Origin of the sequence: Streptomyces aurantiaciflavus (genome assembly GCF_049808595.1) — a bacterium.
Taxonomy (GTDB): domain Bacteria; phylum Actinomycetota; class Actinomycetes; order Streptomycetales; family Streptomycetaceae; genus Streptomyces.
The window spans coordinates 47981-70131 of the sequence record NZ_JBNCAQ010000022.1 but is presented as its reverse complement, the minus strand read 5'-3'; the positions used below and the strand labels follow the sequence as shown (position 1 = coordinate 70131).

Here is a 22151-nt window from a genome sequence, read left to right as displayed (position 1 = left end):
GTCACCGGGGGCCCACGGTCGCCACCACCGCGTACCGCTCGTCCGCCACGGCTCTCCCCCACAGCCGCGCGTCGTCCGACAGCCGCTCCACGCGCGCGTGCTCGGTGAGCGGGGCGAGCAGGGCGGTGAGCCGGTCCGCGGGTATGCCGACGGGGCTGACGGTGCCCCACACGCCCTCGACCAGCACGAGCCGCCCTCCGGGACGCAGCAGGTCGCGCCAGTGCCGCAGGACGCGGGCGGGGTCGGGCAGGGTCCACAACACGTGCCGTACGAGGACGGTGTCGAAGCGCTGTTCCCCGACCGGGGGCGCGGCCGCGTCACCGAGCAGGAACACCGCGTCACGCCCGGCGAGTTTGGCGCGGGCCAGGCCGATCATGCCCGGGGAGAGGTCGACGCCCGTGACGCGGTGGCCCTGTTCGGCCGCGAGGAGCGACAGACTGCCGGTGCCGCAGCCGAGGTCGAGCAGGTCACAGGCCCGCTCCGGAAGCCAGCCGCGCAGCCGCGCAGCCCAGGCGGCGCGCACCTGCGGGTCTCGTAGCCCGTGGTCGGGCTCCTCGTCGAAGGCGTCGGCCGCCGCGTCCCAGTCGACACTCGCCGAAGTCGTCCCGTCACTGTGGTTTGCCATACGCCCAAGAGTGACACCCGCCACTGACAATCGAATCGTGACAGCCGCCACTGACAGACCGGGCGGCGATGAGGAACTCTCCCCGAAAGGGTCTGCCTCCGTGAAACCGCGGAACCCGGTAGTCCCTCTAGGAGGCAGCGATGCGCCGTACGACCGTGCAGAAGCCCCTGAAGAAGACGGACTCCCGCAGGATTCGCGAGGAGGCCGACGAACGCCCCGCCGGACGCCCCGAGGTGCGCAAGGACATCGCGCGCACCTGGTGGCCGGACGGATGACCGTGCCGAGTTCCCTCAGGCCTCTTCAGCCCAGCCGTTTGCGGTAGTGGACGCGGTCGTACGGACCGTCGACCCGGCGAGCCACGATCTCGTACCCGTACTTCGGATAGATCTTCTGGTTCTCCCACATCAGCGCGTTCGTGTAGAGCCTGACCTCGGGCAGGCCGAGCGCACGCGCGTGTGCCTCCACGAAGTGCAGCAGCCGCCGCCCCACGCCGGTGCCCCGCGCGTCGGGGTGGACGGCGACGCTGTCGAGGAACAGGTGGTCTGGGAACTCCTCGACCACCACGAGGCCGGTGACGGGGTCGCCGGTCACGAACACCTTCCCCGCGGCCACGTTCGCCGCGTGGTCCGCCTCCATGGGCTGGGGCACGACCCCGATGCGTTCGACGTAGTGCTCGTACGCCGCGTCGGTCACGGCTCGCACGGCCGGCACGTCGGCCGCCGTGGCGGGCCGGATCTCCTCGCTCGTCATGCGCGCACGCTACCTACCTGATCTCCGTCTCAGCACTTCCTTAAGGCGACCCTAAAGATCGTCTCCGACGGTCCACGGCCGGCGATTCCGCGGTTTCTTGGTTCCGGCACCCCGCACGCACCGGTTCCTAGGAGACCCGCATGCCCGCACGCCGCACGGCCGTCGCCGTCACCGCCCTGGGCCTGGCCCCGCTGGCCCTGACCGCGCTGTCCGCCGCCCCCGCGGCCGCGCACGGTTCGATGGGCGACCCGGTCAGCCGGGTGGCGCAGTGCTACGCGGAGGGACCCGAGAGTCCCAGGTCGCAGGCGTGCGCGGCGGCGGTCGCGGCCGGCGGGACGCAGGCGCTGTACGACTGGAACGGCGTCCGCATCGGTGACGCGGGCGGCCGCCACCAGGAGCTGATCCCGGACGGCAGGCTGTGCAGCGCGAACAACGAGGCGTTCAAGGGCCTCGACCTGGCCCGCGCCGACTGGCCGGCGACGAGCGTGCGCGGCGGCTCGTACACGTTCAGGTACCGCGTGACGGCCCCGCACAAGGGCACCTTCAAGGTGTACGTCACCAAGGCCGGTTACGACCCCACCCAGCCACTGGCCTGGTCCGACCTGGATCTGGCGCACCCCGTGGCGACGGCCACCGACCCGGTCGCGGCAGGCGGGTTCTCCACGTTCTCCGGCACGCTGCCCGAGCGTTCGGGCCGGCATCTGCTGTACGCGGTGTGGCAGCGCTCGGACAGCCCGGAGGCGTTCTACTCCTGCTCGGACGTCACGTTCGGCGGCTCCGACGCACCGACTGCCCCGGCCGCTCCGGCCGCCTCGGCTCCCTCCGAGGAGCAGATCGAGGACGGTGCCGACAAGTCGACGATCGAGCACGGCGGTCACGGCGACGACGATCCCGCCACGACCACGGACCCGGCCACCGCACCGGCCGCCCGACCGGCCACCGCCCCGTCGTCCGCGGCGCCGGTGGCCAACGAGCCGAAGGCGGCCGGGGCCGATGTCGGCGAGGACCTCGCGGAGACCGGTGGCGACGGCGGCACGCCGTACCTCGCCGTCGGCGGCGCGGCCGTGCTGGCGCTGGGCGCGGCGCTGCTGTTCGCGTCGGTGCGCCGGCGCGCGGTGGGCGGCCGGTCGGGCCGCTGACCCCACGACTCCGGGGCCTGACCGGCGGCTCAGGCCGGTCAGGCCCCGGCGGACACGCCACGGCGGTCAGCTGATGGCCGACGCGCAGGTGGTCGGGGTGGCGTGCGCCGGATCGAGCGCGTTGGCCACCTCGTGGAAGGCGATGCGGTCGGTCAGGCCGAGCAGCGCGTGCTCGGACAGGTCGAGCGGGCACAGGTCCTGGATGAGGACGTTGTCGACGTTCGCCCCGCTCAGGAACTGCGACCGGTACGGCGTCACGACCTCGTCGTACTTGGTGGCGATGACCGTGTAGCGGACGCCGGGGACGGTGTCGCCGCCCGCGTTGAGCTCGGTCATGAACTCCGAGCCGGCGATCTGCTGGGCGAGGGCCGGGGTTGCGGCGGTGAGGAGTTCCTCGGCGCCGGGGAAGAACGGGAGCAGGTGGGTGAGCCCGGCGAGGGTGGTGCCGTGGTTGTTGGGGGCGACGCCGACGAGGGCGTTCACCTTGGCCGCTCCGCCGAGGAACTTGAGGTAGTAGCGGGGCATCATGCCGCCCTGCGAGTGTCCGACGAGGTCGGCCTCGGCGGCGCCGGTCGCGGCGAGCACCTTGTCGACGAAGGCGGACAGTTGCCCGGCCGACTTGTCGATGGGACCGAGGGCGTGGAAGAAGGGGACGCCCGGGAGTTGACCGTAGTCGAGGGAGAAGACGCAGTAGCCGCGGTCCTCCAGGTAGGGCGCGAGGGCCAGCCAGTTGTCCACGGAGTTGGCGAGGGTGCCGTGGACCAGGACGACGGGGCGGGGGTGGGCGGCGGAGGGTTTGCAGTCGTAGTCGTTCCAGCCGCTCGACGGGGCGGCGACGGTGTCGGAGGCGTGGGCGGCGGTGGCGGGGAGGGTGGTGACCGAAGCGGCCAGCAGCAGCGCGGCCAGCGGTCTGAGCAGGCGTTTCCAGGGCAGCATCGCGTGATCTCCTTGCGGCTCAAGGGACGTTCGGCGGCCTTACGCCCTGTGATCCGGATCACGAGGATGCTGTTCACTCGCCAAGTTACGGGCGAGTAGGTGAGGTGTGAAGTTACGCGTCAGTAAAAAGTTCCGGTGACCAGCGGGGCAGCCGTTTTTCCTGACGTTCCGTCACCAGGTGGGCCGGAGGGGGCCATAGGGGGCGATGCGCGCCAACCGGTCGTACAGCCCGCGCACCTCACCCTCCCCGAGCACCGCCGCCCACTCCCGCACGGCGTCGGCGGCGGCCTCCTCCGCGGCCCGGGTGCACTCCCAGCCGCGCTCGGTGAGCACGATCAGCCGGGCCCGCGCGTCCTCGGGATGCGGCCGGCGCTCGACGTACCCCTTGCGCACGAGCTCCTCCACGAGCTGGCTAGCCGCCTGCTTGGTCACCCCGAGATGGGCGGCCAGCTCGGTGACCGTCGCGCCGTCCGGGGCGAGCCGCGTGAAGGCGAAGCCATGGGCGGGCCGCACCTCGAATCCGCGGGCCCCCACCCCGTCGTTGATGCGACGCGTGAGGTCGCCGGCGGCGGCGAGCAGGACGGCGGTCAGGGCGAGGGCTTCGGAGTTCTGCACGCCTGCATTGAAACACCCTTGACGGTTTGGTCAAGCTGCTTGACCTTCAGCCTCGAGAGATTGGTCAAGCAGCTTGACCAAACCGTCCGAGTCACCCGAGTCAGGAGTCATCCGTGCCCGTCATCCGCGCCTCCGACGCCGTCACCCACGAGATCCACGGCGCCCGCTTCGTCTCGTACGCCACTCCCCTCACCGGCAGCAGAGAACTGTGCGCCTGGAGGGGCGAGATCCCCGCCGGGACGAAGGCGCCCGCGCACACCGTCAACCGGGAGGAGATCCTGCACGTGCTCATCGGGGAACTGGACGTCACGCTCGACGGCCGCACCGAGCGGATCGGCGCGGGTGACACGCTCGTCGTCAACGCCGGCGCGACCCTGAGCGTCGAGAACCCGACCGGTCACACCGCGCTCACCTGGGTCACCACGTCCGTCGGACTGGAGGCGGAGCTGGCCGACGGCACGCGGATCACTCCTCCCTGGGCCAACTGACCTCAGGGTCGGGCGGGGTCACGCCGCCAATCCCCCGGGCATCACCGCCCTCGGCCCGAACTTCGCCCGCGCGCGGTCGGCGACCTCCTCGATACGCCGGGCCTTCTCGTCCACGGGGTCGAAGGTGAGCTGGTGGGAGGCCTGTTCGGCGGGCGTGAGTCCCTCGACGCGCAGGACGACGGCGCGGACACGGGCGCGTTGGAGACCGAGCGCCTCGTACAGGGCGTACGCCGTCCTCGTCAGGTCGGCCGAGTGCGCGGTGGGTTCCCTGAGGGTGCGGCTGCGGGTCGTCGCGGAACGGTCGGCGTAGCGGACGGTGAGGGTCAGGGTGCGGCAGACCTTCTTCACGGCGCGCAGCCGGGCGCCGAGTTCCTCGGCGGCCGACAGCAGCGCCCCGCGGTGCCGGACGGGGTCCAGCTCGTCGCGGGGGAAGGGGCGTTCGGTGGCGAGGGATCGAGAGACGGCGTTCGGGACGACCCGGCCCCGGTCGACGCCGTTCGCCTTCTCGTGCAGTTCCCGGCCCGCCTTCGCGCCGACCAGACGCTGGAGCGTGGACAGGGGCGCGGCGGCGACCCGGCCGAGGGTGTCGAGGCCGTACTCGCAGAGCGTGCGGGCGGTCGCGGTGCCGACGCCGGGCAGCGTGACGACGGGCTTCTCGGCGAGGAACTCCCGTACCGCGTCCTCGGGGTCCTCGGGCACGGCACACGTCACCCCGGGCCGGGCGTCCCGCAGCGCCATGCGGGCCAGCATCGGGCCCGGCCCGGCGCCGATCGCGCAGTCGACGCCGTACAGCGCGAGGGCCCGGACCCGGATCACGGACGCCAGCTCGGCCGCGCTGCGCCCGAAGTACCGTTCGGCGCCCCCCAGATCGGCCAGGGCCCCGTCCGGTGGCAGGGCCTCGACGACGGGCGTGAACTCCTCCAGCAACCCGAGCAGCCCCGGCAGGGCCGCCTCGTGCGCCGGCGGCAGCTGGAAACGTACACAGAGGATGGTCATCCCGCACTCCCCGGACTCCGGTGCCACAACTTCCGTGCTGTCGGGGGCCCTTGTGAGGCCTCCTGGCCCGCCGGCCGCAGATCGGCCCACGGGTGCAGTTCGTATCCGGTGGGCAGGTGGATGCGCCGGCCGTGGGTCGGATCACCGTCCGCCCCGTCCGGCGACGGCACCGGCTCCGCCAGTCGCGCCGCCACCTCGTCCAGCCCGCCCTCGGCGCGCAGTTCGACGAGCTCCGCGAGGTTCCACGCGGCGGAGCCCACCACGCTGAGGCTGCGCGGGCCGCGCCGCTGCACCACCCCGCGCACCAGCAGCAGCCAGGAGTGGAAGACGGTGTGGGCGCAGGCGTCGTGGGAGTCGTCGAAGAAGGCGAGGTCGACCAGGCCGGTGCCGTCGTCCAGGGTGGTGAAGATGACCCGCTTGCCGGACCGGATCGGCGGGGTCTGGGTGGCCGCCTTGGCGCCCGCGACCAGCACCGTCTCACCGTGCCGCGTCTCACGCAGCCGGCGCGCCGACACCACGCCCAGTTCGGCGAGGAACTCCCGGTGGTCGTCCATCAGGTTGCGCGAGGCGTCCATGGACAGCACACCCAGCTCGGCGCTGAGCCGCTCCTCCGAGGTGAGGTCGGGCAGCCCGGCCGGAGCCGTCCTCCGCCCACCCGCCAGCGGGAGTTGACCACCGCCCGCCCCGCGGGAGCCACGGTGCAGCTCGGTCAGGTGCAGTTGCAGATCACGCCGGTTGGCGCCGAAGCCGTCCAGGGCGCCCACCTGCGCGAGCCGCCCGGCCAGCGGCCTGCTCGGCCGTGCCCGCTCCCAGAAGTCGAGCAGCGAGGCGTACGGCTGCCCGTCCGCGATGCGCTTCGCCTCGGCCTCGCTGATGCCGTGCACATCGGAGAGGGCGAGGCGCAGTCCCCATCTCCCGCCGACACCAGGGGATTCAGACACCAGTTCGATCCGATGGGCGACGCCCGACCGGTTCACGTCCAACGGCAGGATCGGCACCCCGTGTCGCCGCGCGTCCGCCAGCAGCAGCCGCTTGGGGTACATCCCGGGATCGTGCGTGAGCAGTCCGGCGTAGAAGGCGGCCGGGTGATGCGCCTTCAGCCATGCCGACTGGTAGGTCGGCACGGCGAAGGCGACGGCGTGCGCCTTGCAGAAGCCGTACGACCCGAAGGCCTCGACGATCTCCCAGGTCCGCCGAATCGTTTCCGCGTCATACCCTCTCGCCGCAGCGTGCTGTGCGAACCACACCTTGATCCGCCCCTGCGACTCCGGGTCGGACAGCCCGCGCCGCACCCGGTCCGCCTCGCCGCGCCCGCAGCCGGTCATGACGGCCACGATGTCGATGACCTGCTCGTGAAAGACGACAACCCCGTACGTCTCCTTCAGCGCCCCCTCCAGATCCGGGTGCGGATACCTGACGGGCGCCCGCCCGTGCCGTGCCTCGATGAAGGGCCGCACCATGTCGGCGGCGACCGGGCCGGGCCGGAACAGCGAGATGTCGACGACCAGGTCGTGGAAGGTCGCCGGCTGAAGCCGCCCCACCAGGTCCCGCTGCCCGGGCGACTCGATCTGGAAGCAGCCCAGTGTCTCCGTCGACCGGATGAGCCGGTACGTCGCCGGGTCACCCGGCGCCAGAGCGTCGAGGTCGATCCGCTCCCCCGTCGCCCGCTGCACCTCCGCGACCGCGTGCGCCATCGCCGACTGCATCCGCACACCGAGCACGTCGAGCTTGAGCAGCCCGAGGTCCTCGACGTCGTCCTTGTCGAACTGCGACATGGGGAACCCCTCGCCGCTGGTCGGCATGACCGGCGTACGGGCCAGGAGGGAGGCGTCGGACAGGAGCACCCCACACGGATGCATGGCGACCCCACGCGGGAGGGCGTCGAGGGCCTCGACCAGCTCCCACAGCTTTCCGTATCTCTCCCGCTCCTGCGCGAGCTCCTTGAGTTCGGGCAGTTCGTCCAGGGCCGCGCGGGCGTCGCGGGCGCGGATGTGCGGGAAGGACTTGGCGACGCGGTCGATGTCCGCCGGGTCCATGGACAGCGCCGCACCCACGTCCCGGATCGCATGCCGCACCCGGTACGTCTCCGGCATCGCGACCGTCGCGACCCGCTCGGTGCCGAAGCGGCCGATGATCTCCCGGTAGACCTCCAGCCGGCGCGCGGACTCCACGTCGATGTCGATGTCGGGCAGCACGACCCGCTCCTTCGACAGGAAGCGCTCCATCAGCAGCCCGTGCTCGACGGGGTCGGCGTGGGCGATGCCGAGGAGGTGGTTGACGAGGGAACCCGCCCCGGAGCCCCGAGCGGCGACCCGGATCCCCATCTCCCTCACGTCGTCGACGACTTGAGCGACCGTCAGGAAGTAGGAGGCGAAGCCGTGGTGGGCGATGATGTCCAGCTCGCGGTGCATCCGCTCCCAGTACTCCCTCCGCCCGGCGTAGCCGCGCAGCACCATCCCCGCCGCCGCCCGTGAGGCCAGCGTCCGCTGGGCGGTGCGCCGGCCGGCGCCGACGAGGTGCGGCTCGGGGAAGTGGACGGTGCCGATGCCGAGGTCGTCCTCGGGGTCGACCAGGCACGCGGCGGCCGTCGCCCGGGTCTGCTCCAGCAGGCGGTGGGCGGTGTCGCGCCGGAAGCCCGCGGCCTCCACGATCCGCTCGGCGACCCGCAGCATGGCGCCCGCGTCCTTCAGCCAGGCCTCACCCGAGTCCAGCTCCTTGGTCGGGTCGATCGGCACCAGGCGCCGGGCGGCGTCCAGAACGTCGGCGACCGGGCCCAGGCCGGGATCGGCGTACCGGACGGCATTGCTGAGCACCGGACGGACGCGCTGCTCGGCGGCGAAGCCGACGGTACGGGCGGCCAGCCGCAGGGACCCCGGACCAGTACCTTTCCGCCCGTGCCAGACGGCCTCCAGACGCAGAGCGTCGCCGTAGATCTCCCGCCAGGGCCCCAGAAGCCCCGCCGCGCGATCCGGACGCCCCGCGGCGAGGGCGCGGCCGACGTCGGAGTCTGGCCCGAGGAGGACGATCAGCCCGTCTCCCCGATTGTCCGCCCAGGCCAGCAGGGGTGGACCCTCGCCACCCTTGCCGGCGTGCGCCGCCGTGACGATCCGGCACAGGTCGGCCCAGCCCCGAGCGCCGTCGCGGGCCAGGAAGGTGACGCGAGGCGTCGACTCGTCGACGAAGGCGCCTCCCCGCACAGGGGTACGTCGCCTCCCCTGCCGCACACCACCCCGTACCCGCTCGGGCGGCTCCACGGCCAGGTCGACCCCGAACAGCGGACGCACGCCCGCCCTGGCGCAGGCCTTGGCGAAGCGCACGGCGCCGGCGAGGGTGTCGCGGTCGGTGAGGGCGAGGGCGTCCATGCCGCGTTCGGAGGCGCGCTCGGCCAGCCGCTCCGGGTGCGAGGCGCCGTAGCGCAGGGAGAACCCGGAGACGGTGCGCAGATGCGTGAAACCTGGCACACGCACCTCCCGCGCTCACGATCCTCGAACATCAGTTCCCAACTCTCCCACCCCCACCATAGACCAATTCCCGAACATACGTACGACACCCTCCCGACCGCATCCCACCTGCAAAAACACCCGACGTGAGCACAGGGACCCACAACCCCAGCGGCACGACTGCCCACAGCTACGCACCGCAGCGGCCACCCGCGGGCGCACGGACCCGCAGTCGCGCACGGCGGGAAGGGGACGTGTCGGGGGGTGTCCGCCCGCAGCGGCTGCCGTGAACGCCGAGCACTCCCCAGGACACAGTGCGGCAGACCGAGGACGGACACCCCCCGGCGCGGCCCCCCCCCCCCCCCCCCCCCCCCGCGCCCCACCGGCCCCCCCCCCCCCCCCCCCCACCCGGGGGGGCCCCCGGCGCCCGCCCCCCCCCCGGCGCGGCCCCGACCCACCCCCCACGACCAGGCGCCACACGGGCCCCCACCGAACCCGCACAGGCCGCCGCAGGCACCGCACACGAAAGCCCCGCCCCTCGCGCACACAGCAGGGGCGGGGCTCACACGAGCCGTACGAATCGAGCCGTCAGCCGATCTGCGTACCGGTGGCCGACAGCGCCTCCGTCACCGGCTGGAAGAACGTCTCCCCGCCCGAGGTGCAGTCGCCGCTGCCGCCGGAGGTGAGGCCGATCGCGCTGCTGCCCGAGAACAGCGAACCGCCGCTGTCACCGGGCTCGGCGCAGACGTCGGTCTGGATGAGACCGTTCACGATGTCGCCGTTGCCGTAGTTCACGGTGGCGTCCAGACCGGTGACCGTGCCGGAGTGCACCTGGGTCGTCGAGCCGCTCCGGGTGACCTGCATGCCGACGGTGGCCTCGGCGGCGCCGGTGATCGTCTGCGCGGAGCCGTTGTAGAGGTTCACCTCGCTCGGGTGATCGACGTCGGCGGTGTACTTCACGAGGCCGTAGTCGTCGCCGGGGAAGCTGGAGGTCTCGTTCGTGCCGATCCGGGTGCCGGAGGAGTCCGACCAGGTCGAGATGGACTCGGTGCAGTGACCGGCGGTCAGGAAGTACGGCTCGCCGCCCTTGACCACGTTGAAGCCGAGCGAGCAGCGCCCGCCGCCCCCGGTGATGGCGTCGCCGCCCGCGATGAGGGGCTTGAACTCCCCCTTCGTACGCTGCAGTTCCGCCCTGGCGCCGAGGCCCTCGACGACCTTGGTGAGCTTGGCCCACTCGGCGTCGGAGACCGTGCGGTCGGCGGTGACGACGACCTTGTTGGCCGTCGGATCGGTCACCCAGGAGGTGCCGGGGATCGTCGCGTCGTTCTTGAGCACCCCACGGGCGCTCCTCAACTCGGCGAGGGAGTTCTCGACCAGTCTGGCCTTGGCGCCGGCCGCCTCGACGGTCTTCGCGGCGGCCTCGTCGAGCACGTTCACCACGAGGCTCTTGGCCTTGGCGTCGTAGTAGGCGCCCGCCGCGTCCGCGCCGAGGTCCTGACCGAGTGTCGAGGCGAGCTTTCCGGCCGCCAGGGCCGTGAGGAGCCGAGGCTCCGGAGCCTGCGGGGTCTCACTCGCGTTCGCAGTCTGGAAGGTGACTCCCGCGGCGACGAGGGCGGCGATGCCCGCTCCCGCCATGACGGCCCGCCGCCTGGATATGCGTCGGTGCTTCAACTCGCGTCCTCCTGTGGGGGGTCGGCCCGGACGGTTGTGGGGACCGTACAGGGCCGGAAGGCTGGTTGACGGGCGCCCACTCTTCCGAACCCCGAAGGGAGCACACAAGGTCGACTTCAGGACGCGCACACGGTGACCACCGCGCGCCCTCCACGCCTTCACCACCCCGTTCACGCCAGGAAAGTTCGCACTGCAAACGCTACGCGTGAGTAACCAAGCACGGGGCGGTGAGGTCTAGTCCTGACTCGATTTCACCTCCACGCAAGCCCCACCGCACTCACCGGCACCCCCCACCACCGCACCCCGCACCGGCACCACCGCAACCCACACCCCACCACCCGCGCCGGGCACTCACACCCGCACGCACACTCACCCCCCACCCACACGCACAACACCGAGCCCCCGCACGCAGACAGCGTGCGGGGGCTCGACAACCCTCAGGCCGATCAGAAGACGCTGACGCCGTACGCGTTCAGAGCCTCCACCACGGGCTGGAAGAAGGTCGTACCGCCGGAGGTGCAGTTGCCGCTGCCGCCGGAGGTCAGACCGTAGGCCACACCGTTGGTGCCGTAGAGCGAACCGCCGGAGTCGCCGGGCTCGGCGCAGACCGTGGTCTGGATCATGCCGTAGACGATGTCGCCGCCACCGTAGTTGACGGTCGCGTTCAGCGCGGTGACGCGGCCGCTGTGGATACCGGTGGTCGAACCGTCACGGGTCACCGTGGTGCCCACGCTCGGCGTGCCCGCGCTGGTGATGTCGGTGTTGCCGGCGGTGCCCGACTTGGTCACCGACGAGTTGGTGTACCGGACGATGCCGTAGTCGTTGGTCGGGAAGCTGGAGCCCGCCGTGGTGCCGAGCGTCGTGGTGTGGGACGAGTTGGACCACCACGTGCCGGCGCCGTCGGTGCAGTGACCGGCGGTCAGGAAGTAGTAGTTGCCCGCGCTGTCACGGACGTTGAAGCCGAGGGAGCAGCGCCAGCTACTCGCATAGATGGCGTCGCCGCCCGCGATGTACTTCTGGAACTTGCCCTCGGTCCGCTTGATCGTGAGGGCGTCGGCGTTGGCGCCGGCCTGCTGCTTGATCTTCGCGATCTCGGCCTGGGACACCGTGCTGTCGACGGTGACGACGACCCGGTTGGTCTTGCTGTCGACGGCCCAGGCGGTACCCGGGATGTCGGCCTTGAGCACCGAGCCGCTGGCGCTCTTGAGTTCGGCGGCGCTGAAGGGGGTGGCGTCGGCCGCGCTCGCGTGGGGGATGGCGATGGCGGCCGCGGCGACGAGGCCGGTGGCGACGGCGGTGAGCCGGGTCCGTCTCGTGATGCCGCTGGTGGGGGTGGTGCGCTTGATCCTCACTTTTCGTTCCCTCCCAGGGGAAGTCGGGGGCCCGCGTGGGGTCGGGGCCCGTGAGGCGCAGTCGAGGGCCACCGGCTGTCCGGATTCCGAACCCGCCGTGGCCCTGACAAGCGCTGAGGGGGAGTATTCGGCCGAACGGACGGTCGGCGCAAGGGTGCCTTTCGGCCGTCAACCTTTGAACGATCCGCGGAATGTGAGGCCCTTTCCGGGCCTGTCGCTCCCCTTGCCGGGCCCTCTCACCCCTTGACGGCTCCCTCTTCCCCTCTTGACGGCACCGTCGTCCCCTCCTTGCCCGGCCCCCTCCTCCCCCTCGACGGCCCCGTCATCCCCCTCCTTGCCCGACCTCAGACCAGGTTGCGCTCCCCCGCCCCGATCCCGACGGACAGCGTGTTCCCCGGCGGCGGGAAGGGGCAGACGAAGTGGTCGGCGAAGGCGCACGGCGGCAGTTGGGCGCGGTTGAAGTCCACGGTCGTGCGCCCCTCGGCGTCGGGCGCGACCGGGTACAGGAACCGGAACCGGTAACTGCCGTCCCCGCTGGTGGTGTCGGCGAACACCGCCCACAGCGAGCCGTCGCCCTGCACACTCACCTGGAGGGTGAGTTCCTGCCCGTCCAGCCGGAAGGCCACCTCCCCGCCGAGACCGAGCCCGCGCTCCCGCCCGTCGGCGTTCGGCACCCGCACGGTCCGGCCCTCGTCGTACGGAGTGAAGCGCCCCGGCACCGACCAGCGCGGGTCGTACGGGGTGGCCTCGATGCCCCGGAACCGGCGCCTGGCCTCGGCGTCCGGGTCGAAGTCCCGCACCCCCCACACGCCTTCGCGGACCAGCACGACCAGTCGCCGCTCACCGTGGGCGACCCGGGCCGCGCCGACCGGCCCGTGGTCGGCGGCGAGCCGCACCTCCCCGCCGAACGGTTTCCCGTCGACGGTCAGCCCGTCGGCCTCGACCGCGGTGAGCACCACTCCGTCCTCTTCGGCCACCCAGGTCCCGGGGATGTCCGGAAGTCGCCCGTCCGGATAGTCCTCCAGCCAGTGGGTGCCGGTGAGCGCGAGGGGCCCGTAGGGCTCCGACACGGTCTCGACACGGTGCTCGTGCCACTGCTTCCAGGCATCGGATGCGCCGGAGGGCCGTACGGTCATGGGGTGTCTCCTGTCATGGTGTGCGGGCGGGCGGGACGGGCCAGCCCCAGGTGCTCCCGGAGGGTGCTGCCCGGGTAGAAGGTGCGGAACAGTCCGCGGTGCTGGAGCAGCGCGACCGTGCCGTTGACCAGCCGTTCCAGGTCGCGGCGCGGTTCGACGGGCGTGAGGTGGAAGCCGTCGGCGGTGCCGTCCTGGTGCCAGGAGGTGATCAGCTCGGCGAGGTCGACGGGGCCGCCGCGATAGAGCGGGCCCTGCGCGCTCGGCCGGGGGCCGCCGCCACCGTGGCCGGGCTGGGCGGCGTGCTCCCCGTCGCCGAGGTCGACCAGGAGGCTCGCCAGAACCAGCAGGGAGTCCGGGTCCCGGCCGTGCTGTGCTGCCCCGGCGCGCAGTTGGTCGCGTGCGGCACGCGCCTGGTCGGAGCTCGCCGCCCGTACGAGCGCCACGTCGGCGTACCGGGCGGCGGTGGGACGGGCGTGGCGCGCGGTGGCGTCGACCACGCGCACGGGGTGGCCCTGCGGGGGCCGGGGCCCGATCGCGGGCCCCTTCACCGTGACGGCCGAGCCGGTGAAGTCGACGTGGTGCCGCTTGCCCCGGTCGACGAGGCGGCCGGTCGTCACGTCCCGGATCTCGACGTCGTCCTCCCCGCTGTCCCACAACTTTGCGGCCACGTCGGCGACTTCACCGGCCTGCTCCCACAGCGCGTCCAGCGGAGACGGGCGTCCCCCCGCCCCGGCGGGGCCGGGAGTGGGGAAGCTCCGGCGGCCGAAGAGGCGGGCCTCGCCCTCGGTGGTGGACACGTCGATCCGCCAGCCGGCCCGGCCCCGGCTGACCCGGTCGAGGGTGGCGACGGCGGCCTGGACGTGGAAGGGCTCGGTGTGCGTGGTGGTGATCGTGGGCACCAGGCCCACGCGGTGGGTGGCGGGCGCCACCCGGGCCAGCACGGACGGCGCGTCGAGCCCGGGGCGGGCGAAGCTGTCGTCCAGCGTGACGAAGTCGAGCCCGCCGCGCTCGGCGAGCCGCGCCAGCTCGACGTAGGGGCCGGCGTCGTACACCCCGGGCCGGTCGACGGCGGCGGCCAGGTGCAGCAGGCCCCGGCCGGGTGAGGAAGTCATCTGCGAAGAACCCTTTCTCCGGTTCACAGCGGCTGGGCGGCTCCGGTCACAACGGCCCGTGGGGAGTCGGTGGGCGGCGGTCACGCGACGGCGTGATCGGCCAGGTCGCGCAGGAAGACCAGGGCGGCCCGCGCGGTGGCGTCGTTCTGCCGGAAGGCGGGCCCGCCCGTGCGCGGCCGGGTGAACGCGCCCGGCGTACGGCCGTCGGTGTGCGGCCCGAGCGCGAAGCGCCGCGGGTGCGGCCGGCCGGCCCGGTCCAGGAGCCGCCCGTCGAGGCGGTCCACCCGCAGCAGCCCGTCCGCCGTCTCGGCGGCGCCGTCCTCGTGCAGCCCGCGCAGCAGCGGATCGCGGGCGCGCCGGACCGTCGGCTCGGGCAGCCGCGCCTCGACCAGCGCCCGCGCCGCCACGGAGAACCCCGGCACGGTGGCACTCGACGCCCGGAACACCCCGTCCTCGGCCCGTACGGCCATGTCGGCGCCGACGAACTTCAGCACCCCCGCCCGCGACAGCGCGAGCAGTTGCCGCAGCCGGGGCCCGGGCGGCCCGGACGCGAGGTGGCTGAAGAACCCGTGCCACCAGGACCCGATGTCCCCGAGCCGCACCAGCTGCCCGTAGACGGACAGCAACCCCAGGAAAACGGCCAGGTCGGCGCTGTACTCGGGGTCATGACGGCGTCCCAGGTCGTCCTCGACGTACCCGCGCAGCCCCTCCTGGAACTCCTCGAAGGATCCGTACCGCACCCCGTCCAGCGGACGGTCGAGCGCGGCCAGGTCGAGCCGGTCGCGCGGATCGGGCACGGCGGACGCGACGAGGGCCTCCCGCTCGACGGCCCCGTCGGCGGCGGCGTACTTCTCCTCGAAGTCGGTCCAGGCGATCGCGGTCCGCTCCGGGTGGGCCGTGAACAGCCGGTGGTAGTGGGCGAACCCCAGCTCCTTCTCCACCAGCGGCCACACATCGCGCCGGAAGTCGAAGCCCCCCGGCCGCGCGAGCAGCCCGTCGATCTCGGCCGGCCCCAGGAAGCGGGGCAACGGCGGCCGCTCCCCGCTCCAGTCGTACCCGATCTTGGAGTGGTACGGCACTCCGCGCCGCGAGCCGACGTACAGCACCGGCTCCCGTCCCGAGGGGACGTACGCGTCGCCCTCGTACCGTCCGCCGCGTCCCTCGGTGAGCAGCACCATCAGGTCGACGAAGGCGAGCCCGAAGCCCCGCACGAGGACGGGTTCGCCGGGCGGCAGCGCGGACAGGTCGCTGTCGGCGGTGAAGTCCGGTGGGAGGTGCGTGAGGCCGTGCTCGGTCGCGTACGCGGCCAACATCCGCTGCTCGTCGTCGAGTTCGGCGTCGAGGTGGCCGAGGGTGAGGACGACGAGGTCGGCGGGCAGGGGCCCGGGGCGGCCCTCCAGCCACACCTGCTGACGCCCCTCGCGCGGTCCGCCGATCCGCAGGGCGCGCCGGGGGTGGTGGTGGACGGCGACCTGCGGGGGCAGGGCGGCGACGGCCTGCTCGTGCACCCAGCTCAGGTAGGCGCCCTGGAGCTGCCGGTCGGCGAAGGTGCGGCCGTCGATGCCGGCCCACTCGTGCAGCGTGGGGCCGGGACGCACGGGTCCGGCCATGTCCACCGTCTCGTCGGTGAACATGGTGACGTCCTCAGCGTGCGAGTTCATCCACAGCAGCGGTGACTGGGCGGCGCGCCAGATGCGTCCGGCGCCCGGCGGATGGGGGTCGACGAGGTGGATGTCGAGGCCCGGACCGGCGTACAGCTCGGGCGCGTTGGCGGCGATCCGCTCGATGAGGCCGGTACCCCGCGGCCCGGCCCCGACGACGACGAGGGAGTGCCTCATGGAGCGACTCCCTCAGCCGGACGCGGAATCGGCCGCCGCGCGAATGGCCGCCCCCGGATCACTGTCCGGGCGGCGGCGACGGTGGTCGCCCACTGTCCGAGGCGGCGGTGCGGGACGGTCCGCGGGATGTCCGCGTGCTCCGGTGCGGCGGGGGCTGTGGCGAGGGTGTCGGAGGACATGCGAAGGCTCCGTGACATCGAGTCGAACACGGTTCGGGTGCCTTCACACCGGTGCGCCGCGCGGCGCGGTACGGCCGAGCCCCTCAGCAGGGCCGTCCACCGAGAGTACGGTGGCGTTTCCCCGCACTGTCAAGGCCGTCCACACTGTGAGCCGTACGTCTCAAGTCAGTTGACGCACAACCGGATGCCTGTTCCACTTGGCCCATGCATCCACAGCAGTGGCTGGTCACGCGCTCCCACATCGACTTCGGTCGAGTGTGGTCCTCTTCCTGTTGAGCCGACTGCCCTGCGTGCCCTGACTCCAGGGCGCCTTTCGCGTTCTCCCCTTCCCCAGCACGGCCTTCACACGCGCGCCCCTCCCCTCACCCAGCGCTTTCTCCCACCTCTTCGCTGTCTTGGAGACCGCACACGATGCGTACGTCCACGCGCTCCCGTAAGCGCATGCGCAACAGGCCCTAACAGTCGCAGCCGCAGCCGTCGCAGCAGCAGCCGTCACAGCAGTTCCCGCAGCAGTCGCAGCAGTCCGAGCAGTCGTCGCAGCGGTGGCAGAAGCCCTCCTTGCGCTCCCGCGTCCACGGGTCGTCGTACTCGCCGCAGCACATCTGGCACGTGCAGGCGAGTCCCGCCCAGACGAGGCACCCCGCGAGGAGGCCGCGCCGGTCGCGGTGCGGCGGCTGCGGGGGCGGGGGCGGGCCGCCGGGGCCGGACGGCGCGTACGGGTTGCCCGGCGGCGGCCCGTACTGCTCCGCCGGACGGTCGTGCCCGCACGAGGTGGTCCCGAAGGCGCGGTCGACGGAGGCCCGCAGTTCGTGCACGAGCAGCACATGGGCCAGCTTCGGATCGCTGAACTCGGCCTCGCGCAGCGCGAGCCGGATGCCGTGCACGGCGTCGTCGGCGAGCCGCCGCGTCTCCCGCAGGGAGGTACCGGTCGCGGTGAGCGGGTTCCACGCGCCCGACGCCGCGTCGGTCTCCCGGTCCTCCACGGCGTCCAGGAGGTGGGCGAGCCGGCCGAAGAGGCGCCCGGCCTCGGCGAGCGGCTCGGCGTTGCCCGGCCGCCCCGCCAGGACCGCGGTGTGCGCGAAGGCCGCCGCGGTGGCCGTCTCGGTCGGCTCGGTGACCGTCAGGATCGGCGTCCCGGGCCCGGCGAGCGTCTCGATGCCGACCTGCCGGTCCACCGCGTCGACGAGGACGGCGGTGTCGAACCCGACGGCGGATCCGGTACGGGCCCCCGCCGCGCCCCAGCTCGCGGCGACCCGGCGCGCGGCCAGGGCCACCGGCCGCCGGGCCAGCCAGCCGTCCCCGTCGGCGACGTGGTCGCGCACCTTGGCGGAGGCCAGCACCAGCGAGACGGCGGCCGCGAGCCGGGCGCCCTCACCGTGCGCGACGGACGCGCCGCGCATCCCGCGCAACGGACAGGGTCCGGCCGTACGCCGCCCCCCGCCCCGCCCGTCGGCCTGAGCCTCCGTCAGAACCGATATCAGCAGGCCGTCGTAATTGGTCACGACCCGAGCGAACTGCCCGTGGTCCCCGCGCAGCGCGAGGCACAGTCCGCACAGGTGCGCCATCCACTGGGCCTTCAGTCCTTCACCGAGCCGGTGACGGCACGGCCTGACGATTCCGAACACGACGATCCCCCGTGATCCATACGACGTCGAGCTGCCGCATCGTATCGACGGATTGTCATGCAGGAACGGTTCCTCCCGTTCACCCGTACGCTCCGGCCGTCACCCGTACGCCGCGAAGAATCATATTTCACTCACAGTCAGCAGCCGTATACACCAAGACCCTTGGGATACACGGACTCTCGACGGATCGGCTGTGCACCAGTACCGTCACAAACCCCCCGCGCGGCGTCTATCCACTTGGCGCGACATCCGCATCATGGACGACCATGGGGAATGCGGAAAGGAAGAAAGACCGCTGTGAGAGGAGGCGTCCATGGGATCGGTACGCAAGGCGAGTGCCTGGCTTGGCCTCGTCGACGACAACGATGACGAGCGTTACTACGACGACGACTATTCCGAAGGGACCGACTCCGGTGACGCCTGGGTCACCGACCCGCGGGTGAAGGTCGCCGCCGACACGGCCGAGGAAAAGGGCCGCCGGATCGGCACCGTGACCCCGGACAGCTTCCGGGACGCGCGAGCGATCGGCGAGCTGTTCCGCGAGGGGGTTCCGGTCATCATGAACCTCACGGCCATGGAGGCCGCCGACGCCAAGCGCGTCGTCGACTTCGCGGCCGGGCTCATCTTCGGCCTGCGCGGTTCGATCGAGCGGGTGTCGACCCGAGTGTTCCTGCTCACCCCCGCCCACACGGAGATCGTCAACGGGGACCCGGCCGCGCACCGCGCGGACGGCTTCTTCAACCAGAGCTGAGGCGGGGCCGCTCACCGGCCCTGCCTCAGGCGGGCTCCACCGCGAGGCGCCGAACCCGGTGAGCGCCCCGCCCGGCACGAGCTGACGCGTCTCGACGGTGTCCTCACGGTCCTCACGGGCCGGCACCGACCCGAGGTGGTCGACCCGAGGATGGTCGCGTGCCGCGTGACGGGAACAGACGGCCACGGGCGGCGGCGCGTGGCGGGAGATCCCCCGGCGTCAGGCCGAGACGCGGGACTCCGTGACCTCCCGAGGCCCGGGCAGCTCCACCGCACAGGGCTCGACCTCGCACTGCATGACCCGCGGCAGACGCAACGCCATCACCGCGCCCAGCAACAGCAGCCCCGCGCTCACCAGCAAGGTGACGTGCAGCCCGTGCACGAAACAGTCCCGGGCCGTCCGGCGCAGGACCGCCCCCGCCGGCCCCCCGAGCCGCCCGGCGACCTCGTAGGCCTCCCCCAGCGAATGCCCCGCCGCCGCCGACGCCGACGCCGGCACCCCGGGCACCGACGACAACCCGGGCGCGTACGCCGCGTTCATCACGCTGCCCAGCAGGGCGATCCCGATCCCGGCCCCCAGCTGGTACGACGTCTCCCCGATCGCCGCGGCCCCACCCGCCTGCTCCGGGGGAGCCTCGCTCAGCATCGACTCGTACGCCGCGAACAGGGTCGTCTCCAGCCCGAAGCCGAGCAGTACGAACCCGAACAGCAACAGCGCCGCGTTGTCCGCCTCGCCCATCGCGGTCAGCGTCAGCACCGCCGCGGCCGTGAGACAGAATCCCCCGCTCACCATCCGCCTGGGCCCGAACCGCCGCAGCAGCCGCGCCCCGGCCAGCCCCGCGGCCATCGCCGCGATGGTCAGCGGCAGCAGTCGCAGCCCCGTCTCCAGCGGGGACAGCCCCAGCACCAGTTGCAGGTACTGCGCCGCGATCAGCTCGAGCCCCACCAGCGCCAGCATCGCCAGCACGATGCACCCCACCGACGTGCTGAACGCCGGCCGGGCGAACATCCGCAGGTCCACCAGCGGATGCGCCCGCCGCCGCTGACGCCGTACGAAGACGACGATCAGCGCCAGGCCCGCCACCAGCGGCACCAGGGTGAACGCGCCCACCTCCCCGCCGCCCAGCCGCTTCACGCCCAGCACGGCGCCGAACAGCCCGACGGCGGCCATCAGCGCGCCGACGACGTCCCACGGCCCGTCCCCCGCACCCCGCGACTCCGGCAGCAGCAGCCGTCCGACCGGCAGGCTGACCAGCATGAGCGGGATGTTGACGAGGAAGACCGAGCCCCACCAGAAGTGCTCGAGCAGAAAGCCCCCGAGCAACGGCCCCACCGCCGCCCCGACCGCGGCCACCGCGCTCCAGATCCCGATGGCGAGCGCCCGCTCGCGTCGGTCGGGAAACACCTGCCGCAGGATCGACAACGTCGCCGGCATGATCATCGCGCCGCCGACACCGAGCAGCGCCCGCGCGACGATCAGCAGTTCGGCGCTTCCCGCGAACGCCGCCAGCGCGGAGGCGACACCGAACAGCGCGTAGCCGAGCAGCAGGACTCTCCGGCGGCCCACCTTGTCGCCGAGCGTGCCGAAGAGAATCAGCAGCGAGGCGCAGACCAGCGGGTAGGTGTCGACGATCCAGAGCAGCTCGATCGCGCCGGGCCGGAGGTCCTCGGTGACGGCGGGCACCGCGACGTGCAGCACGGTCGCGTCGACGGCGACCAGCAGCAGGCTGACGCACAGCACCACGAGCACGATCCAGCGGTTGGCACCGGCCCCGGCCGCCCGACGGCGCAGCCCGACGGCAGCCGTGGTCGTCCCGGACATGTACGTACCTCCCAGGTGTTCCTCGGGTTCGGCGGGCTCGCGGGGTGGGGACTCCCCGCGACTCGGCCGGAGAGGAGCGGTGGTCTCCGGCCCGCGCAGACGAACGGCGAGTGACACGCAGCGTACGCGAGTTCGCGGCGCGGCCACGTGGCGGACCTCTCACCGTCCCGGGGGAACGGTGTGGCGTACACCACTCTCCTCACGGCCCGTACACCCCGGCACACCCTCCGGGTGCGCCCGGCCGATAATCGAGCCCGTGACCGATCTTGAAACGCGCGCGGCGCCCGGCTCCGCGGCCCTGCGCCGGGCGGCCCCGGCCCTTCTCGGGTACGCGGCCGTCCGCGCCCTGGGCCTGCTCGGCCTCGCCCTGTGGAGCGCCGCGCGCGACAAGAGCGCGTACACGTTGCTGACGGCTCGCTGGGACTCGCTGTGGTACACGCGGGTCGCCGAGCTGGGATACGGCTACGAGGTGCGTCTGCCGAACGGCGACGTGCACTCCAACCTCGCCTTCTTCCCGCTGCTGCCGTGGCTGGAGCGGCTGCTGCACGCGACGACCCCGCTGTCGTACGCCGGCGCCGGTTTCACCGTCTCCCTGCTCGCCTCGCTCGCCGCGGCCTGGGGGATCTTCGCGGTGGCCGACCAGGTGTACGGGCGAAGAGAGGGAGGCGCGGAGCGCGGCCTCGGAAGGGTGGTGGCGGGAGACGGGCGGGCCGGGGTGTGCGCCGTTCTGCTGTGGGCGGTGCTGCCCGTCGGGATCGTGCAGTCGATGGCATACAGCGAGTCGCTGTTCACCGCGCTGGCCGCCTGGTCGCTGTACGCGGTGCTGACCGGCCGGTGGGTGACCGCGGGCGCGCTGGCGTCGCTGGCCGGTCTGACCCGGCCGGTGGGGCTCGCCGTGGTGGCGGCGGTGTGGGTGGCGGGTGTGGTCTCTTTCGTGCGAGACAGGAGCGCGGCCCGGGAAGGGAGCGCGCAGAGTGCCGTACGCGCCTCCCGGTCGTCCTCCGGCGCCCCTCCCCGGCGCGCACCGGACCCGGGGCGTGAACCGATCCCAGGGGGCGCAGGTGTCACCGAACGCGCCCTCGGTCTCCTTCTCGCGCCTCTCGGCGCCGCCGGCTATGTCCTCTGGGTCGGCCACCACACCGGCAAGGGCCCCCTCGGCTATCTCGACGTCCAGGCGGGCTGGCGCAACGGCTTCGACGGCGGCTACGCCTTCGCCCGCTTCATCATCGACAAGTTCACGTCAATTCCGTCGGCCTTCGCCGGACTCGGACTGCTCGTCGGCGTGGCACTGCTGCTCTGGCTGTATCTCGTCTGCGTACGACAGCGCCAGCCGCTCGCGCTGCTGGTGTACACGGGTGTCGTCCTCGCGCTCGCCCTGTGCGCGTCGAGCTACTTCGGCTCGAAACCGCGCCTGCTGCTGCCCGCGTTCCCGCTGCTGTTCCCCCTCACCCAAGCCCTCGCCCGACTGCGGACGCCGAGAGCCGCGCTGGTGGTGGCCGGTGTCGCCGTGGCATCGGCGGTGTACGGCGCCTGGTGGCTGAACGGCTCCGGTCCACCATGATCGTCTCCGTACTACCAGTGAGCGAGCCGGGAATGACCGGCCGAGGATCCGCTGAACTCATTCATAAGTCCCCTAAAACTATCCCTCGAAACGATCAAAGGAATTGAAGGGAAGCG

18 protein-coding genes are annotated in these 22151 nt (G+C 72.6%); 5 read left to right on the top strand and 13 right to left on the bottom strand.

What is annotated here, in order from left to right; translation table 11 throughout:
* Position 1: 1 nt before the first annotated feature.
* The gene (locus ACPT94_RS25410) at positions 2-625 is read right to left on the bottom strand and encodes a class I SAM-dependent methyltransferase (protein WP_425246896.1); all 624 of its coding nucleotides are present in this window, start codon (positions 623-625) and stop codon (positions 2-4) included.
* A gap of 140 nt (positions 626-765) precedes the next feature.
* On the opposite strand from ACPT94_RS25410, the gene ACPT94_RS25405 reads away from it, so the two are divergent.
* Complete coding sequence (locus ACPT94_RS25405) at positions 766-900, top strand: hypothetical protein (protein ID WP_133913577.1); 135 nt, start codon at positions 766-768, stop codon at positions 898-900.
* 25 nt (positions 901-925) lie between these two features.
* On the opposite strand, the gene ACPT94_RS25400 is transcribed toward ACPT94_RS25405, so the two are convergent.
* A complete protein-coding gene (locus tag ACPT94_RS25400; protein ID WP_425246895.1) occupies positions 926-1375 on the bottom strand; it encodes a GNAT family N-acetyltransferase in 450 nt (149 codons plus the stop codon).
* Positions 1376-1515: 140 nt separating this feature from the next.
* Here ACPT94_RS25400 and ACPT94_RS25395 point away from each other — a divergent pair, with 140 nt between their 5' ends.
* Positions 1516-2514, top strand: coding sequence for a lytic polysaccharide monooxygenase auxiliary activity family 9 protein (locus ACPT94_RS25395; RefSeq protein ID WP_360345384.1), 999 nt, complete (start codon positions 1516-1518; stop codon positions 2512-2514).
* Between the two features lie 66 nt (positions 2515-2580).
* On the opposite strand, the gene ACPT94_RS25390 is transcribed toward ACPT94_RS25395, so the two are convergent.
* Both ACPT94_RS25390 and ACPT94_RS25385 read right to left on the bottom strand, forming a co-directional pair.
* Positions 2581-3450 carry an esterase/lipase family protein gene (locus ACPT94_RS25390; RefSeq protein ID WP_360345382.1) on the bottom strand — a complete coding sequence of 290 codons (870 nt, stop codon included), beginning with the start codon at positions 3448-3450 and terminating at the stop codon, positions 2581-2583.
* A gap of 171 nt (positions 3451-3621) precedes the next feature.
* Positions 3622-4065 (bottom strand): MarR family winged helix-turn-helix transcriptional regulator, encoded by a 444-nt coding sequence (locus ACPT94_RS25385; RefSeq protein WP_360345380.1) that lies wholly within the window; start codon positions 4063-4065, stop codon positions 3622-3624.
* Positions 4066-4178: 113 nt separating this feature from the next.
* Between ACPT94_RS25385 and ACPT94_RS25380 the strand changes: the two genes are divergently transcribed.
* Complete coding sequence (locus ACPT94_RS25380) at positions 4179-4553, top strand: cupin domain-containing protein (protein WP_360345378.1); 375 nt, start codon at positions 4179-4181, stop codon at positions 4551-4553.
* A gap of 18 nt (positions 4554-4571) precedes the next feature.
* Here the strand turns inward: ACPT94_RS25380 and ACPT94_RS25375 are convergent, their stop codons facing one another.
* The 8 genes from ACPT94_RS25375 to ACPT94_RS25340 form a co-directional block, all read right to left on the bottom strand.
* The gene (locus tag ACPT94_RS25375; protein WP_425246894.1) at positions 4572-5549 is read right to left on the bottom strand and encodes a DNA polymerase Y family protein; all 978 of its coding nucleotides are present in this window, start codon (positions 5547-5549) and stop codon (positions 4572-4574) included.
* Positions 5546-9010: a DNA polymerase III subunit alpha gene (locus ACPT94_RS25370; protein ID WP_425246893.1), complete on the bottom strand. Its 3465-nt coding sequence runs from the start codon at positions 9008-9010 to the stop codon at positions 5546-5548. The genes ACPT94_RS25375 and ACPT94_RS25370 overlap by 4 nt, the downstream gene beginning before the upstream one ends.
* A gap of 567 nt (positions 9011-9577) precedes the next feature.
* Positions 9578-10660 carry a S1 family peptidase gene (locus ACPT94_RS25365; protein WP_425246892.1) on the bottom strand — a complete coding sequence of 361 codons (1083 nt, stop codon included), beginning with the start codon at positions 10658-10660 and terminating at the stop codon, positions 9578-9580.
* A gap of 446 nt (positions 10661-11106) precedes the next feature.
* The gene (locus ACPT94_RS25360; RefSeq protein WP_360345370.1) at positions 11107-12012 is read right to left on the bottom strand and encodes a S1 family peptidase; all 906 of its coding nucleotides are present in this window, start codon (positions 12010-12012) and stop codon (positions 11107-11109) included.
* Positions 12013-12356: 344 nt separating this feature from the next.
* Entirely contained in the window at positions 12357-13148 is a 792-nt protein-coding gene (locus ACPT94_RS25355; protein WP_425246891.1) for a DUF1684 domain-containing protein, read from the bottom strand.
* Positions 13145-14260 (bottom strand): LLM class flavin-dependent oxidoreductase, encoded by a 1116-nt coding sequence (locus ACPT94_RS25350; RefSeq protein ID WP_425246890.1) that lies wholly within the window; start codon positions 14258-14260, stop codon positions 13145-13147. Before ACPT94_RS25350 ends, ACPT94_RS25355 begins: the two co-directional genes overlap by 4 nt.
* A gap of 80 nt (positions 14261-14340) precedes the next feature.
* Positions 14341-16098, bottom strand: coding sequence for an FAD/NAD(P)-binding protein (locus tag ACPT94_RS25345; protein ID WP_425246889.1), 1758 nt, complete (start codon positions 16096-16098; stop codon positions 14341-14343).
* Positions 16099-16732: 634 nt separating this feature from the next.
* A complete protein-coding gene (locus tag ACPT94_RS25340) occupies positions 16733-17902 on the bottom strand; it encodes a DUF5685 family protein (RefSeq protein ID WP_425246888.1) in 1170 nt (389 codons plus the stop codon).
* Positions 17903-18215: 313 nt separating this feature from the next.
* On the opposite strand from ACPT94_RS25340, the gene ACPT94_RS25335 reads away from it, so the two are divergent.
* Positions 18216-18653, top strand: a complete 438-nt coding sequence (locus ACPT94_RS25335; RefSeq protein WP_360345360.1) for a cell division protein SepF — start codon at positions 18216-18218, stop codon at positions 18651-18653.
* Between the two features lie 219 nt (positions 18654-18872).
* Here the strand turns inward: ACPT94_RS25335 and ACPT94_RS25330 are convergent, their stop codons facing one another.
* Complete coding sequence (locus ACPT94_RS25330; protein ID WP_360345358.1) at positions 18873-20474, bottom strand: MFS transporter; 1602 nt, start codon at positions 20472-20474, stop codon at positions 18873-18875.
* Between the two features lie 256 nt (positions 20475-20730).
* Between ACPT94_RS25330 and ACPT94_RS25325 the strand changes: the two genes are divergently transcribed.
* Entirely contained in the window at positions 20731-22035 is a 1305-nt protein-coding gene (locus tag ACPT94_RS25325; protein ID WP_360345356.1) for a mannosyltransferase family protein, read from the top strand.
* The last annotated feature ends 116 nt before the right edge of the window (positions 22036-22151 follow it).